The sequence below is a fragment of the Chromobacterium sp. HL1 genome, from assembly GCF_057418835.1.
The window spans coordinates 3450508-3467529 of sequence record NZ_CP162399.1; the positions used below are offsets into that span (position 1 = coordinate 3450508).

Genomic DNA, 17022 nt, shown 5'->3' on the forward strand with positions numbered 1-17022 from the left:
GGACGGCCGTCACAGCCGGCCGCCGCCGCAGGCTTCCGCCGCGCGGTCCAGCAGCCAGCGCACGATCAGCTTGGCGCGCGGCACGCGCTGCCCTTCGTCGCGGCGCCGCAGCGCCAGTTGTTGCGTGATCACCGCCAGCCGCAGCAGGCCGTAGGCGTACCAGTAGGCGGGTTCCGCCACCTCGCGTCCGGCCGCGGCGGCGTACAGGTCCACCAGCGCCGCGCGCGTCGGCGCGCCCGGCGCGCAGCTCGGCCCGGGCGCGTCCAGCCGCAGCAGCGACGAATCCCGGCCCTCTATCCAGTAAGCGAGCGCGGCGCCAAGATCCGCCAGCGGATGGCCGACCGCGGCCAGCTCCCAATCGACGACGCCCACCAGCCGCGCCGGATCGCCCGGGTCGACGAGGATGTTGTCCAGCTTGTAGTCGTTGTGCAGCCAGGCGGAGGGCGCGGTCTGCGGCATCCGCTCGCTCAGCCAGTCGGCCACCGCCCGGAAGTCGGCGTCGGCCGCCGCGCCCGCCTCCTCCGCGTTCCAGCGTCGCCGCCATTCGCTCAGGATGCGGCGCAGATAGTCGGGGGGCCGGTCGGCCGGCGCGACCTCCAGCGCATGCAGGCTCGCCAGCGTTTCGATGAAGTTTTCCGCGAGCCGGCGCACGGTGTCGGGGCCGAGCGCTCCGCAGGCGGCCGGCGCGACGCCGTCCAGCTTTTCAACCAGCAGCAGCGCGGCGTCGCCGTCCTCGTCCACCGCCAGCGGCCTGGGCGCCAGCCGGAACTGGCCGGACAGCCGCTCCAGCAGCGCGTAGCGGCGCCTCGCCTCGCGCGCGCCGCCCTCCGGCAGCCAGTAGGCGATGAGTTCGCTGTCGCCGCCCTGCACCAGGAACACTTCGCTGGCCCGGCCGCCGCCCACCCGCGTCGCGCGCGCGCCGACGCGGGGGCGGCCCAGCGCCGCCATCGCGCGCTCCGCGATCCGCGCGCTCATGCCAGCTCCCGCCGGAAACCGGCCAGCGCATGGCGCGCCACCAGGCTCTTGTGCACCTCGTCCGGGCCGTCGTAAATCCGCCCCGCGCGTTCGTGCCGCCACAGCACATTGAGAATCGTGTCGCCGCTGACGCCCAACGCGCCCTGCACCTGCAACGCGTGATCGAGCACGGTCTGCGTCACGCCGGCCACGAAGAACTTCGCGATCGAGATGTCGATCTGCGCGCGCTCGTGGCGGTTCTGCAGCCGCGTGGCCGCCTGGGTCACCAGCAGGCGCGCGGCGTCTATCGACGCGCGGCTCTCGGCGATCCAGTTCTGCACCGTCTGGCGCGAGGACAGCAGCTCGCCCGCCGCCAGCTCCCGGCGGCAGGCGCGCCGGCACATGATGGCGAAGGCGCGCTCGCACACGCCTATCCAGCGCGCGCAATGGTGTAGCCGCCCGGTGGCGAGCCTGGCCTGCAGCACGACGAAGCCCTCGCCGGGCTTGCCCAGCATCGCGTCCTCGCCCACCCGGCAATCGTCCAGCACCAGTTCGCCGTGGCTGGCCCAGCCGCAGCCCTCGTCCCCCATCACCCGCAGATTGCGGACGTGGCGGAAGCCGGGCGCGTCGGCGGGCACGATGAAGGTGCTGGTGCGCGCGTGCAGCGGCGCGGCCTCGTCGGTAACGGCCAGCACGATGGCGAAGCCCGCGCCGTCGGCGCCGGACGCGAACCATTTGCGGCCGTTCAGATGCCAGGCGCCGTCCCTGTACACCGCCGTCGTTTTCAGCGAGGAGGGATTCGATCCGGCGGACTCCGGCTCCGTCGCCGCGAAGCAGCTGCGCAGTTCGCCGCGCAATAGCGGCTCCAGCCAGCGCCGGCGCTGCGCGGGAGTCGCGTACTCCAGCAGCACGTCGATATTGCCGGCGTCGGGCGCCTGGTAGTTGACCGCGTAATGGCCCAGCGGCGAGGCGCCCAGCAGCTCGCCCACCTCCACCAGCTCAAGCAGGTTCAGGCCCAGGCCGCCGTCGGCGCGCGGCACCTGCGGCAGCCACAGGCCGTGCGCCCGGTTGGCCGCGCGGATGCCGCTCATCAACTGTTCCACGGTTTCGAAATCGCCGTTGGCGAGCGCCGCCTCCGGTTCCGCCAGCGCCGCCTCGACGGCGGCGAATGCCTTGACTCTGGTGTTCATTGTTCTTCCTCGGTTTCCATGTCCGAAACGGCCCGCCGCGCGGCGGCCTCCATGGCGCGCAAGGCGCCGGCCAGCCCGCTGACGAAGGGGGGGCGCATGATGCCGACGTGATCGCCGGGCAGGCGCAGCGGCGTCGCCGCGGCCGGCGCCGCCGCGCGCCAGCCGTCGATGAGCGCGTCGTCGTCGGGCGCGTCCGCCTCGCCGTCCCTGTCCGCGGCCACAATCAAATGCAGCGCCCCGGCATAAGGCGTCGCCGGCGCGTAATCCGTCAGCGAATGCGCGATGAAGGCGCGCACGCGCGCCGCGAACTCGGGCAGGCCAAGCTCCTCCGGCAGCACGCCCGCCGCTATCAGCCGCTCGCGCAAACGCCCCACTCTCCGCGCATCGTCCAGCGCGTCGAATTCATCGGCGTCGAATAGCCGCTTGGCGTCGGCCAGACGCGCGAAGCTGTTGCCGATCTCCGCCATCCAGCGGCTGTCCCGCCAGTCCCGCTTGTGCGGCCGCGCCGCCGGTCCCGGCGGCAGGCTGTCCACGATGGAGACCCAAGCCACCGCCTCGCCCTGGCCGGCCAGTTGCCGCGCAATCTCAAGCGCGACCCAGCCGCCGAAAGAATGGCCGCCCAGGCGATAAGGCCCGTAAGGCCGCACCCGCCGGATGTCGGCGATCAGCGCCGTCGCGATGGCTTCGACGCCGGCCGCGTCGGCCTCGCCGGACCCGGGCAGCTCCATGCCCCATACCGAGAAGTCCTTGGACAGCTCGGCCGCGAGCGCGCGCAGATACGGCACATGCCCGCCCGCGCCCGGCGCGAAGAACAGCGGCGGCGTGTCGCCCGGCGCGGACAGCGCGACGAGCGCGCCGACCCGGACGCCGTCCGCGCCCGCGCCCTCGGTCTCGATGATCCGGGCCTGCTCGGCCACGGTCTGCGCAGTCAACAGACGGGCCACCACCGCCGCGTCCAGGCCAAAGGCCCGGCCGGCGCGGGAGCAGATCCGCAGCATCAGCAAAGAATCTCCGCCCAGCGCGCTGAAATCGCTGTCCTCCGACGGCGGTTCGCGCTTGAGCACGGCCGTCCACAAGGCGCTCAGCTCGCGTCGCAACGCCGCGCCGCTGGGCCGCGCGGCGGCGGGCGCCTTGGCCGCCGCCGGCGTGGCGGCCGCCGAGGCCAGGCTCCGGCGCTCGCCGCCGTCCGCCCTGATCGCGCCGCCGCCGGCCGCGTCCCCAGCCGTGGTTTCCCCGAGCAGCGCGCGCAAGGCCGCCGCGTACTCCGCGACGAAGCGGACCACGGTCTCCGTCGAGAAATGCCCGCGCGACGGCACCAGGGTGATCCGCAATACGCCTTGCCTGCCGTCGAAGCTGCTTTGCACCACCAGCGGCACATTAGTCGTGTCGCTCGCGTAGCCGTCGGACACCTCGATGTCGCGCACCGCGTCCTCCAGCGCGCGGAAGTGCGTGAAGTTGAACAGCGCGTCGAACACCGTGCCCATCTGCCGATGCAGTTCGATCAAGGGATAGCGCCGGCGGCTGAACACCTCCAGCTCGGCCGCCTGCACCGCGCGCACCAGCGCGACCGCATCGAAGGCGCCGGCCGGGAAGTCGAAGCCGAGCGGCAGGCTGTTCAGGAACAGGCCCAGCACCCGGTCGCCGTCCGCGCCTTCGCTGCGGCCGTTGAACACCACGCCGCTCGTCACCGCCGGCCTGCCGCAGATGCGCGACAAGGCGAGCAGATGCGCCGTCAGCAGCACGCTCTTCACCGAAGCGCCCGCGCGCGCGGCGAGCGCTTCCAGGCCGGCGGACTCAGCAGCCGAAATCGGCACCTCCGCCGGCGCCGCGTCGCCGTCCGGCTCCCGCGCCAGCCGCGTGGCCGGCAAGGATTGCAGCCGCGCGCGCCACCAGTCGCGCAGCGCGTCCGAACGCGCCGCCTCGCGCTCGCGCTCGACGAAGTCGCGGTAGCGGCTGGCGGGCGCCGTCAGCGCCAGCGGCCGGCCGGCCAGCCGCGCCGAATAGTCCGAGATCAGCTCGGAGAGCAGCAGGTTGAAGCTCCAGCCGTCCAGAATCGCGTGGTGCTTGGTCACGCCGATATGCATCTCCTCCTCGCTCAGGCGATGCACGGCGAAGCGGATCAGCGGCGGATGCTCGACGTCGAAGCGCCGGCGCCGCTCGGCCTCGCGCCAATCCAGAATCCGCGCGTCCTGCCGCGCCGCGTCCAGGCCTCGCCAGTCGCTGACCGCCAGCGGCAAGGGCACTTGGCGATGCACGTACTGCAGCGGCTCCTCGTCGGCGGCCAGATCGAAGGCGGTGCGCAGCGCCGGATGGCGTTCGAAGGCGCCGCGCAACGCCGCCTCGAGCGCGGCCGCGTCGAAGGGCAGGGCCAGCCGCTGATCGTTGACGTTGTGATAGGCGGAGTCCTGGCCGTGCCGCATCTCGTTGGCCAGCATCGCCATCTGCATCGCGCTGAGCGGATAGGCGTCCTCGTAGGCGGCGTCCAGCGGCGGAGGCGGCGGCGGCGCGCTCGCGGCCGGCGGCGGCGAATCCGTGCGCCGGACCCGCGGCGCCAGCCTTGCTATGGTCAGCGAGCGCATCAGCTCGTCCAGCGTGAAGTCGATGCCGACCTTGTGCGCGGCCGACAGGATCTGGATGCTCAGGATGGAGTCCCCGCCCAGCTCGAAGAAGTTGTCAGTGACGCCGACCGGCGAGCGCTTGAGCACGGATTCGAACACGCCGACCAGCGCCTGTTCCACCGCATCGCGCGGCGCGACGTGCGGACGCGCCGCGTCGCCGTCCGCCGCCAGCGCGTCGGCCAGCCGGCGGCGATCGAGCTTGCCGTTAGGGGTCAGCGGGATCGCGTCCACCTCGATCAGGCGCGCCGGAATCGCGTGCGGCGGCAGGCGCTGCGCCAGCCAGTCCCGCAGCGCGGCGGGAGAGAGCGACGCGCCCTCGCGCGGCGCCGCGAAACCCGCCAGTTGCGCGTGGCCGTCTATGCTCGCCTCGTCCACCATCACCGCCGCGGCGGCGACGTCCGGGTGCCGGGCCAGCGCCGCCTCCACCTCGCCCAGTTCGATGCGGAAGCCGCGGATCTTGACCTGCTCGTCGATGCGGCCCAGATAGTCCAGCTCGCCGTCCGCGTCCCAGCGCCCGAGGTCCCCGCTGCGGTAAAGCCGCTCGCCGGGCAGGAAGGGGTCGGCGATGAAGCGTTCGCGGTCGAGCTCGGGACGCTTGTGATAACCGCGCGCCACGCCCTCCCCGCCCACGTAGATTTCGCCCGGCACGCCCGGCGGCACCGGATGTCCGGCGGCGTCGAGCAGGTAGACGCGGTAGCCGGGCAAGGGCCGGCCCACCGGGCTGCGCGAGGAGAGCGCGTCGCCCGCGCCCAGCACGCGCTCGGTCACGTGCACCGTGGTTTCGGTGATGCCGTAGAGATTGACCAGCGCGACGCCGCTCTCCTCGCCCAGGCAGGCGGCGAACTGGCTGGGAATCAGCGCCTCGCCGCCGAAGAACACATGGCGCAAGCCGGCCGGCAAGGGCCGCCGCGCGTCGCCCAGCGCGCGCAGCAGCTGCTTGAAGGCGCTGGGGGTCTGGCTCAGCATCGTGACGCCCTCGCGCTCCAGCAGCGCGAGAAATTCCTCCGGCGTGCGCGAGCAGCGGTAAGGCACGATTTCCAGCCGCCCGCCGTGCAGCAGGGCGCCCCAGATTTCCCATACCGAGAAGTCGAAGGCGTAGGAATGGAACAGGGTCCACACGTCCGACGGTCCGATGCCGTAGCTCCGGCGCGTCGCCGCGAACAGATGGTCCACATTGCGGTGCTCCACGCACACGCCCTTGGGCTGTCCGGTCGAGCCCGAGGTGTAGATCACATAGCACAGGTCGGCGGGCGAAGTGTCGCGCGGCGGCGGCGCGTCGTCGCGCTCGGCCAAGGCCCGCGTCTCTGCCATGACGATCAGCGCGCCGCCGAAGCCGGCGAAGCGCTCGCGCGCTTCCTCGCCGCAGATCAGCGCGCCGGCGCCGATATCCTCCAGTATCCAGGCGAGGCGCTCCGGCGGATGGTCGAGATCGAGCGGCACATAGAAGGCGCCCGCCTTCAACACCGCCAGTATCGCGACGATGCTGTCCACGCCGCGCCCGAACGCCAGCGCAACCGGCGTGTCGCCGCGCACGCCGGCGGCGTCCAGCCGCCAGGCCAGCCGGTTGGCGCGGCGATCCAGTTCGGCGTAAGTCAGCGCCTCGCCCTCGCATTGCAGCGCGACGGCGTCGGGCCGCGCGCGCGCCTGCGCCTCAAAACGGCGATGCAGGCACTGGCGCGCCGTCTCGTCCGCGCGCCGGGCCGCCGCGTTCCAGCCCGCGACCAGCGCGCCGCCCGCCTCCGCGCCCAGCAGCGACGCCGCGCCGATGCGCAGCGCGGCGCCGCCGCGTTCAAACTGCTCCAGCAGCCGCGCCAGCATCGCGACGATCCGCTCCGCCGACGCCTCCGACACGCGCTGGCGATCGTAATGCAGGCGCAAGCGCAGACGCTCGCCGGGAATCGCGACCACGGTCAGCGGATAGTTGGTCTGTTCCACCACCTCGATGTCTCCGACGCCCAGCCGTTCCCGATAGCGCGTCGCGTCCGCGCGCGCCGGATAGTTCTCGAACACCACCAGGCTCTCGAACAAGGGCGCGCCCGGGGCCACGCCGCTCCAGCCCGGAATCGCGTGCAGCGGCGTATAGGCGTAGGCTTCGGCGTCCACATGCCGGCGGTGCAGCTGTCTGAGCCAGTCGCCCAGCGTCTGCGCGGCGTCGACGGTCGCGCGCGTCGGCAGCGCGTTGACGAAGAGCCCCACCATCTGCTCGACCCCGCGCAGCTCGGCCGGCCGGCCGGACACGGTGGTGCCGAACACCACGTCGTCGCGGCCGCTCGCTCGCGCCAGCAGCAAGGCCCAGGCGGCCTGGATCACCGTGCTCTGCGTCAGCTCGCAGGCGCGCGCCAGCCGCTGCAGGCCCTCGCTCGTCCGCGGGTCCAGCTCGCGTTCCAGCAGACCGTGGCCGGACGCGCGTTCCGGGCCCGCCTCCTCGGCCAGCGGCAAGGGCGTGGCCGCGCGCACATCGCCCAGCCGCTCGCGCCAGAAGGCTTCGGCCGCCGCGCCGTCCTGCTGGTCCAGCCAGCGCAGAAAAGCGCTGTAGGGCTGGGGCGGCGGCAAGGCCGGATCGGCCCCGCGCCGGTAGGCGTCGTAGCAGGCGAGCGCTTCGCCCAGCACGATCTGCACCGACCAGCCGTCCAGCAGCAGATGGTGATAGCTCCACACGAACTCATAGCGTTCTTCGCCGGTGCGGAACAAGGCGCAGCGCATCAGCGGCGCGCGGCTCAGGTGAAAGCCCGGACGCCGGTCCGCGTCCCGGTAGGCGGCGAGACGCCGCCGCTGTTCCTCGGGATCGAAAGCCCGCCAGTCCTCCTCCACCCACGGCAGTTCGACGTCGCGGAAGACCACCTGAACCGGCTTGGACGGCCCGTCCCACAGAAAGCCGGTGCGCAGCACGCCGTGGCGCGCGATCACCGCTTCCAGCGCGCGCCGGTAATCGGCCGCGTCTAGCGCGACCTGGAAGGCGCAAGCGACCTGTTCGTAATAGACGCCGGACTCCGGCGCTTTCAGCGTATGAAACAGCAGGCCCTGCTGCGTCGGCGTCAACGGCAGCATGGTCTCGACTTTCGAGCCGGCTTGCTGCGCGGCGTTTGATAATGTTTTGTTCATGGCTGTTCGTTCAGTAGCTGTAACACTTCGTCGATATCGTTCTGGTCAAGATGGGCGAGCGGCAGGTCCGACGGCGTCAGGCCGCCCGACTGCGGCGACAGGCAATGCGCCAGCACCGCGTCCAGCTCGGCGCGGAAGTGCTCCGCCAGCGCCGTCATCGCGTCCGCCGCTTGCAGCGCCGCGTTGTACAGCCAGTCCACCCGCAGCCGCCCTTCGTGCACCTGCGCCACCACGTCCAGCGCGTAGCGACGCCTCATCCCGCCCGAGCGCGCGCCGCCCGGCGGCTCGCCCAGCCAAGCCGCGCCCGGCGCGCCGCCTTCCTCCAGCCGCCATTGGCCCAGGTAGTTGAAGCACACCGTGCGCGCATGGCCGCCCAGCTCCGATCCACGGCCGCCGTAACGCAGCGCCTGATAGGCGATGCCGCTGTCCGGCACGCCGCGCATCCGCTCCTTCACCGACTTCAGATCCCGCGGCAAGTCGCCGCTCAGCGGCAGCCGCAGCGGATACAAGCTGGTGAACCAGCCCACGGTGCGCGACACATCCACGCCCGCCAGCCCGTCGCGGCCGTGGCCTTCCAGGTCCAGCACGCATTCCTCCGCGCCCGTCCATTGGCACAAGGCCCGCGCCAGCGCGGCCAGCAGCAATTCCTCCGGACGCATCCGGTAGGCCTCGCCCGCCTGTCGCAGCCAGCGTTCCGTCGTCGCCGCGTCCCATTGCAGCGACACCCGCGATTCCGCCGCCACCGTGTCTTCGCCCGCGCCGACGCCGGGCAGGGTCATCCCCGGCGCGTCCATCTCCCGCCAGTAGTCCAGCGTCGATTCCGGCAAGCTGTCCGCCCAGGCCCACAGCCGCTGCGACCACGCCTGGTACGACACCGTCTTGGCCGGCCACGACGTCGCCTCGCCCCGGCTCAGCGCCGCGTAGGCCCGCCACAGGTCTGCCAGCAGAATCCGCCACGACACCCCGTCCACCGAGGCGTGATGCGCCAGCCACAGCAGGCGCCAGCCTTGGTCCAGCCGGTACAGCCGCGCCGCCCACAGGCCGGCGCCGTCCAGGCGCAGACCGGCCTGCAGTTCGGCCGCGTCGCGCTCCAGCGCGGCCTCGGCGTCGGCCAGGCCGCGCAGGTCCGCTATCTTCACTTCCGCCGGCGCGCCGGCGCCGCTTTCCTGAATCCAGCGCTCGCCGTCCCGCCGCCAGCCTATCCGCAGCGCGTCGTGCCGCTGCGCCACCGCCTGCAGCGCGCCGATCAGCGCCTCGGCGTCGAGCGGACCGCTCAGGCCCAGATAAGCCCCCTGGCTGAACTGTTGCCAGTCCGTGCCCGGCCAATCCAGATACCAGGCCTGGATCGGGCCGGGCCTCACTTCGCCCCTCACCTCGCCCTGCTCCGCCGGCGCGCCGGTTTCTTCCGCCGCGCCGCTTTCCGCCGCCAGTTCGGCGATGGTCGGATAGCGGAACACTTGCTGCGGGCTGATGCGCAAGCCCCGCTCCGCCGCCCGCGACGCCATCTGTATGCTCAGGATGGAATCGCCGCCCAGCGCGAAGAAGTTGTCCCTCACCCCCACGCGCTCCAGCTCCAGCAGGCCTTGCCAGATCTCCACCAGCACCGCCTCGGCCGCGTTCTCCGCCGCCGCCGCGCCCGCCTCGATCTGCGGCTCCGGCAGACGCTTGCGGTCCACCTTGCCGTTGGCGCTCAGCGGCACGCTGTCCAGCGCCATGATCGACGCCGGCAGCATGTATGGCGGCAGCCGCCGCGCCAGCGCGTCGCGAATCGCGGCGGAATCCAGGCTCGCGCCCGGCAGCAACAGCACATAGCCGGCGATGATCCGCCGCCCGTCGCGCTCGACCACCGAGGCCACGCCGCGCTCCACGCCCGGCGCGGCCGCCAGCGCGGCCTCGATTTCGCCGATCTCGATCCGGAAGCCGCCGATCTTGACCTGATCGTCCACTCGGCCCAGGAACTCCAGATTGCCGTCGGCAAGCGCGCGCGCGCGGTCGCCGGTCCGGTACATCCGTTCGCCCGGCACAAAGGGATTGTCGACAAAGCGGTAAGCAGTGAGATCCGGCTGGCCCAGATAGCCCAGCGCCACGCCCGCGCCGGCGATCCACAGATCGCCCGGCACGCCCACCGGCACCGCCTGCAGCGAGGAAGACAGCACATAGAGCCGCTGCCCCGGCAGATGGCGGCCGTAGGGCACGAAGGCGGCGTCGGCCGCCAGTCCCCGCGTGTCGTACCAGCACGACCAGATGGCCGCCTCGGTGGCGCCGCCCAGCGCCAGCACCTCCGGATCGGACGTCGCCGCCGCGCGGATCTGCGCGGGCAGCCCCACCGGCACGCGGTCGCCGCTCAACATCGCCAGCTTCAGCGAGGGCGGCAGCGCGCGCCCGCTCTGCCGGCACTCCAGCAACAGCAGCTCCATCACCGCCGGCACGGATTCCCAAACCGTCGCCCCCTCGCGCGCCATCAGATCCAGCCACGCCGCCGGCGCGATCGTCGACGACTCCGGCGCCAGCAAGACGGCGGCGCCCGCCGCGAACGCGCCGAAGAAATCGAATACCGACAGGTCGAAGCCCGCCGCCGACACGCACATCAAGCGGTCGGACGCGCCGATCTCATAACGGCGCAGGAAGACTTCCATCGTCAGCGCCGCCGCGCGGTGGCTGATCATCACGCCCTTGGGCTTGCCGGTGGAGCCCGAGGTGAACATCACATAGGCCAGATCGTCGGGCGCCGCCTCCGGCAGCGCGACCTCGGCCGGCGGCGTTTCGTCAATCAGGATCGCGCGCGCCGCGACGCCGTCCAGCAGCGGCAGATGCTCACGCGTCGTCAGCACATGGCCGACCGTGGCCAGCAGATCGCGCAAGCGTCCCGGCGGCATCGCCGGATCGGCCGGCACATAGGCGCAGCCGGCGCGCATCACGCCCGAGTAAGCAGCGACCGCGCGCGCGCTCCTCGGCAGCAGCACCGCCACCGGTTCGCGCCGCGCGCCCGCCGCCGCCACCGCCCTGGCGACGCGCAGCGTCTCGTCGGCCAGTTCGCGGTAGTTCATCGCCTCGTCCACGCCTATGATCGCCGGCGCCAGCGGCGTCAGCTCGGCGTGCCGCTCTATGCCGGCGTGCAGCAGATAGCCGTCGCCGACCGGCGGCGTCGCGTTCCAGTCGTGAATCAGCCGGCGCGCCTCCGCCTCGTCCACCAGGCTCAGATCGCCCAGCCGCGCGTCCGGCTGCGCGGCGAGCTGGGCCAGCAGATGCAGGAAGCTCGCGCCCAGCCGGCCTATGCCCTCCTCGTCGTAGCGCGAGGCGTCGAAATCGACATAGAGCACGGTCTCCTCGCCCGGAATCAGCTGGCCGACCAGCGGATAATTGGTGCGCGTCTCGGCCGCCGCGAACTCGCTGACGTCGAAACCGGCGTCGCCTCGGGCCAGCTGGCGGTCCACCGGATAGTTTTCCACCACGAACAGGCTGCTCAAGAGCTCGCCGCCCTCGTAGCCCGCCCAGCGCCGGATGTCGGTCAGCGAGGCGGCGCCCAGTCTGGCCCGTTCGCTCTGCTGTCCATGCAGTTGCTGCAACCATTGCGATACGCGCGCGTCGTCGTCTATGCCGACGCGCACCGGCACCGTGTTGATGAACAGCCCCACCATCCGCTCGACGCCCGGCAGCGTCGCCGGCCGGCCGGACAGCGTGGTGCCGAACACCACCTCGCGCCCGCCGCCGGCATAGCCCAGGGTCAGCGCCCAGGCGCCGGTCAGCAGGCTGGCGCGGGTGACGCCGGCCCGCCGCGCGGCGCGGTCGACCTGCTCGTTCAGCCCCGCGTCGAACACGAAGGCGCGCCGGCCCTGGCCCCGCGCTCGCGCGCCGCGCGCCGGCGCGGCGAAGCCTATCGGCGTGGGCTCTTCTATGCCTGCCAGCACCTGTTGCCAGTACGCCGCCTGCTCGCTCTCGTCCCGCGCCGCCAGCCAATTGACGAAGGGCAGAAAACGGCTGCCCGGCAACGGGGCCGCGTCACCGGCGCCCAGCTCGGCGTAGCGGCCGATCACCTGCTTCAGGATCAAGGGCACCGACCAGCCGTCGACCACCGCGTGGTGGTAGCTCCACAGGAAGCGCCAGGCGTCGCCGGGTTCGCGGATCAGGGTGCCGCGCAGCAAGGGCCCGTGTTCCAGATCGAAGCCGCGTTGACGGTCCAGCTCGCGCAGCGCGTCGAAGCGGCTGACGCAGGCCTCGGCGGACAGCGCTCGCCAATCCAGCGTGTCCCAGTCCGGGTCCAGACGGGGATGGACGATTTGGACCGGGCTCTGCAACTGCCGCCAGCGGAAGGTGGTGCGCAGCGCGGCGTGCGCCGCCGCGACGTCGAACCAGGCTTGACGGAAGCGTTCCGCGTCGAAGACGCCGCTCATTTTCCAGTGCAGTTGTTCTATATAGAGCGGCGCGTCCTCGTCCGCGATGGAGTGAAACAGAATGCCCTGCTGCAACGGCGTGACGCCGTACAAGGCCTCCAGCCCGGGATGCTCGCGCTCGATCGCGTCGATATCGCTCTGCTCCAGTTGGGCGAGCGGCAGGTCCGACGGCGTCAGGCCGCCCGACTGCGGCGACAGGCAGTGCGTCAGCACCGCGTCCAGCTCGGCGCGGAAGCGCTCCGCCAGCGCCGTCATCGCGTCCGCCGCTTGCAGCCCCGCGTTGTACAGCCAGTCCACCCGCAGCCGTCCTTCGTGCACCTGCGCCACCACGTCCAGCGCGTAGCGCCGCCTCATCCCGCCCGAGCGCGCGCCGCCCGGCGGCTCGCCCAGCCAAGCCGCGCCCGGCGCGCCGCCTTCCTCCAGCCGCCATTGGCCCAGGTAGTTGAAGCACACCGTGCGCGCATGGCCGCCCAGCTCCGATCCACGGCCGCCGTAACGCAGCGCCTGATAGGCGATGCCGCTGTCCGGCACGCCGCGCATCCGCTCCTTCACCGACTTCAGATCCCGCGGCAAGTCGCCGCTCAGCGGCAGCCGCAGCGGATACAAGCTGGTGAACCAGCCCACGGTGCGCGACACATCCACGCCCGCCAGCCCGTCGCGGCCGTGGCCTTCCAGGTCCAGCACGCATTCCTCCGCGCCCGTCCATTGGCACAAGGCCCGCGCCAGCGCGGCCAGCAGCAATTCCTCCGGACGCATCCGGTAGGCCTCGCCCGCCTGTCGCAGCCAGCGTTCCGTCGTCGCCGCGTCCCATTGCAGCGACACCCGCGATTCCGCCGCCACCGTGTCTTCGCCCGCGCCGACGCCGGGCAGGGTCATCCCCGGCGCGTCCATCTCCCGCCAGTAGTCCAGCGTCGATTCCGGCAAGCTGTCCGCCCAGGCCCACAGCCGCTGCGACCACGCCTGGTACGACACCGTCTTGGCCGGCCACGACGTCGCCTCGCCCCGGCTCAGCGCCGCGTAGGCCCGCCACAGGTCTGCCAGCAGAATCCGCCACGACACCCCGTCCACCGAGGCGTGATGCGCCAGCCACAGCAGACGCCAGCCTTGCTCCAGCCGATATAGCCGCGCCGCCCACAGGCCGGCGCCGTCCAGGCGCAGACCGGCCTGCAGTTCGGCCGCGTCGCGCTCCAGCGCGGCCTCGGCGTCGGCCAGGCCGCGCAGGTCCACTATCTTCACTTCCGCCGGCGCGCCGGCGCCGCTTTCCTGAATCCAGCGCTCGCCGTCCCGCCGCCAGCCTATCCGCAGCGCGTCGTGCCGCTGCGCCACCGCCTGCAGCGCGCCGATCAGCGCTTCGGCGTCGAGCGGGCCGCTCAGGCCCAGATAAGCTCCCTGGCTGAACTGTTGCCAATCCGTGCCCGGCCAATCCAGATACCAGGCCTGGATCGGGCCTGGCCTCACTTCGCCCCTCACCTCGCCCTTCTCCGCCGGCGCGCCGGTCTCTTCCGCCGCGCCGCTTTCCGCCGCCAGTTCGGCGATGGTCGGATAGCGGAACACCTGCTGCGGGCTGATGTGCAAGCCCCGCTCCGCCGCCCGCGACGCCATCTGTATGCTCAGGATGGAGTCGCCGCCCAGCGCGAAGAAGTTGTCCCTCACCCCCACGCGCTCCAGCCCCAGCAGGCCTTGCCAGATCTCCACCAGCGCCGCCTCGGCCGCGTTCTCCGCCGCCGCCGCGCCCGCCTCGATCTGCGGCTCCGGCAGACGCTTGCGGTCCACCTTGCCGTTGGCGGACTGCGGCAAGGCGTCCAGCCACATCCAGGCGCGCGGCACCATATAGCCCGGCAACCGCGTCTCCAGCCATGCCTGCACCGCCGCCGCGTCCGCGGCTTCGGCCGAATCTTGCCGCGCCACCAGATAGCCGACCAATTGCTTCTCGTCCGCGGCGCTGCGCCGCAGCGCGACGGCGCAGCCACTCAAACCGGGGTGATGGCCCAGCGTCGCCTCGATCTCGCCCAGCTCGATCCGGTAGCCGCGCAGCTTGATCTGCTCATCCACTCGGCCGAGGAACTCCAGCGTCCCGTCACGCCGCCAGCGCACGCGGTCGCCGGTGCGATACCAGCGCCCGCCGTCCGGCGGCGGCGCTGCGACGAAGCGTTCCGCCGTCAAGTCGGCGCGGCCCAGATAGCCGAGCGCGAGTCCGTCGCCGCCCGCCCACAATTCCCCGGGCACGCCGACCGGCACCAGCCGGCCGCCGGCGTCGACCACGCGCACCTCGGTATTACCTATCGGCCGCCCAATCGGAATCGAACCGCGTTTCACGTCGCCAGCCGTCACCCGATGGCTGCAGGTGAAGGTGGTGTTTTCCGTCGGGCCGTAACCGTTGATCAGCGCGACGCCCGGGCAGGCCTCGAGAAAGGCGCGGCAGCTCGCCACCGGCAGCGCGTCGCCGCCGGTCAGCAGTTCGCGCAGGCCGCCGAGCGCGGCCGGCTCCTCTTCCACCATCATGCGGAACAGGTCGGCGGTCAGCCACATCGTGGTGACGCCGTCGCGCGACGCCGCGTCCAGGAAGGGCATGCCGGGCTCGGCCAGCACCAGCCGCCCGCCGTTCAGCCAGCAGCCCCAGATTTCGAAGGTCGAGGCGTCAAAGCCCAGCGGCGATTGCTGCAGCATCACCGTCGACGCGTCCAAGCGCGCGTAGCCGCCGCCGACGGCGAGCCGGACCACCGCGCGATGCGGCACCGCCACGCCCTTGGGCCGCCCGGTGGAGCCCGAGGTGTACATCACATAAGCCAGGTCTTCCGCGCGCCGCGCCGCAGACGACAAGGGCCGCGCGTCGCCGGCCTCGCAGTCGGCCAGGCTCAGCACCGGTCCGGTGTAATCGCCGAGCCAGCCGGCGTCCAGACCGTCGGCGACGATCATCAAGGCCGGCGCGGCGTCGGCCGTCATCGCGCTCAGGCGCGCGGCCGGATAAGTCGGATCCAGCGGCAGATAGGCGGCGCCCGCCTTCAGCGCCGCGAGGAAGGCGGCCAGCAGCCGCGGCGAACGCTCGCCCGCGACGCCCACCACCGCGCCCGCCTCGACACCGGCCGCGCGCAGCGCGCCGGCCGCGCGGTCCGACCACTGATCGAGCTCCGCGTAAGTCCAGCGCTCGCCGCCCTGTTCCAGCGCGACGCGTCCGGGATGGGCAGCCGCGCATTCGCGGAACAACGCGTCGATCGCGGCGCCCGCCCGATACGGCCGCTCATGCCGCCCCCATCCGCGCAGGCGCGCTTCTTCGGCCTCGGACAGGATGGACAAGCCGCGCGCGTCCGCGTCCGGCGCGGCCAGCGCCGCGCGCAGCAGCGCCAGATAATGTTCGCCCAGCTGGCGGATGGTGGCCGCGTCGTACAGATCGGTGTTGTACTGCCACACCGCGAAAGTGCCGCGCTCGTCGCCCTCGATCGACAGATAAAGATCGAAGCGCGCGAACGGGCTGTCCAGATCGAAGGGCACGGCCGCGCCGCTCGCGGTGCGCACCGCCGGCAGGCGGACGTTCTGGAAGGCGAACACGGTCTGCGCCAGCTGCTCGTGCCGGGGGCCGCCGCGCGCGCGCAGCCGCTCCACGATGGCGTCCAGCGGCACGCTCTGGCGCGCGAAGGCCTGCGCGCTGGCGTCGCGGACCCGGTCCACCAGCGCGCCGAAGCTGTCCCCCTCGCCCACCTCGGTGGCCAGCGCCACCAGGTTGACGAAGTAGCCGGCGATGTCCTCCGCCGCCTGGAAGGGCCGGTTGGCCGCCGGCGTCAGCGTCAGCCCGCGCGCTTCGCCGGTGTAACGCTGCTGCAGCAGCGCGAAGGCGCTGAACAAGGTGGTGAACAGCGTGGTGTTATGGCCGCGGGAGAACGCGGCCGCCGCGTCCATGCACGCGGCCGGAATCTCGAAGCGCTCGGTGCCGCCGCGCCCGCTCAGCGCCGGCGGACGCGCGCGGTCGCCGCGTATCGCCGGCACCTCGTCCACCTCCGCCAGCGCCTCCGTCCAGGCGTCCAGTTGCGCGGCGTAGTCCGGCGACGCCATCCAGCGGCGCTGCCAGGCGGCATAGTCTCGATAACTGAGGCGGGGCGCCGAGGGCTCGGCCGCGTCCGGCGACGCGAGATAGGCGCTGAAATCGCGGATCAGCACGCTCATCGACCAGCGGTCGAAGATGGCGTGATGGATGGTCAGCACCAGCACCGCGGCGCGCTCGGGCGTCGAGAACAGATCGACGCGCCACATCGGCGCGCCGGCGGCGAAGGGCTGTCGCGCCAGTTCCGCGGCGCGCGCGCGCAAGGCGTCGTCGCCGTCCACCGCCCACGCTTGCAAGGCGACGAGCGGCTCGGGCAGCACCCGCTGTTGTTCCGACTCGCCGTCGCTGAAGACGGTGCGCAGGATGTCGTGCCGGCGCGCGAGCGCCGCGAAGGCGCGGGCGACGGCCTCCTCGTCGACGGCGTCCGCGAGTTCGATCGCCGCCTGTTCGTTGTACATCGCCGGATCGCCCAGCCGCGTCGCCGCGACCAGACGGGCCTGCCCCGGCGACAGCGCCGCCGCGTCGCCGGCCTCGCCCGGCAGCGCCGGCGCCAGCGGCGCGGCGCGCGCGCCTTCGTCGTCGAGCACGCTCAGCAGCGCCTCCTTGGCCTCGCGCAGCCGCGCGACCAGCGCGGCGTCGAGCGCGCCCTGCGGCGCCTGTACCTGAAGCTGGTCGCCGCGACGATGCAGCGTGACGCCCGCGTCGGCAAGATCGGTCATGAGCCGTGCCAT

At 72.4% G+C, this 17022-nt stretch carries 4 protein-coding genes; all 4 read right to left on the reverse strand.

The annotated features are described in order from the left end of the window. Positions 1-9: 9 nt before the first annotated feature. Genes AB1Z25_RS15640 through AB1Z25_RS15655 form a run of 4 tightly spaced genes read right to left on the reverse strand, consistent with a single transcriptional unit; the run spans position 10 to position 17022 of the window. Positions 10-975, reverse strand: a complete 966-nt coding sequence (locus AB1Z25_RS15640; RefSeq protein ID WP_227104392.1) for a phosphotransferase family protein — start codon at positions 973-975, stop codon at positions 10-12. Continuing rightward, positions 972-2144, reverse strand: coding sequence for an acyl-CoA dehydrogenase family protein (locus tag AB1Z25_RS15645; protein WP_227104394.1), 1173 nt, complete (start codon positions 2142-2144; stop codon positions 972-974). The genes AB1Z25_RS15640 and AB1Z25_RS15645 overlap by 4 nt, the downstream gene beginning before the upstream one ends. Beyond that, positions 2141-7864, reverse strand: a complete 5724-nt coding sequence (locus tag AB1Z25_RS15650; RefSeq protein ID WP_486635625.1) for an amino acid adenylation domain-containing protein — start codon at positions 7862-7864, stop codon at positions 2141-2143. Before AB1Z25_RS15650 ends, AB1Z25_RS15645 begins: the two co-directional genes overlap by 4 nt. Continuing rightward, positions 7861-17022, reverse strand: a complete 9162-nt coding sequence (locus AB1Z25_RS15655; RefSeq protein WP_486635626.1) for an amino acid adenylation domain-containing protein — start codon at positions 17020-17022, stop codon at positions 7861-7863. The genes AB1Z25_RS15650 and AB1Z25_RS15655 overlap by 4 nt, the downstream gene beginning before the upstream one ends.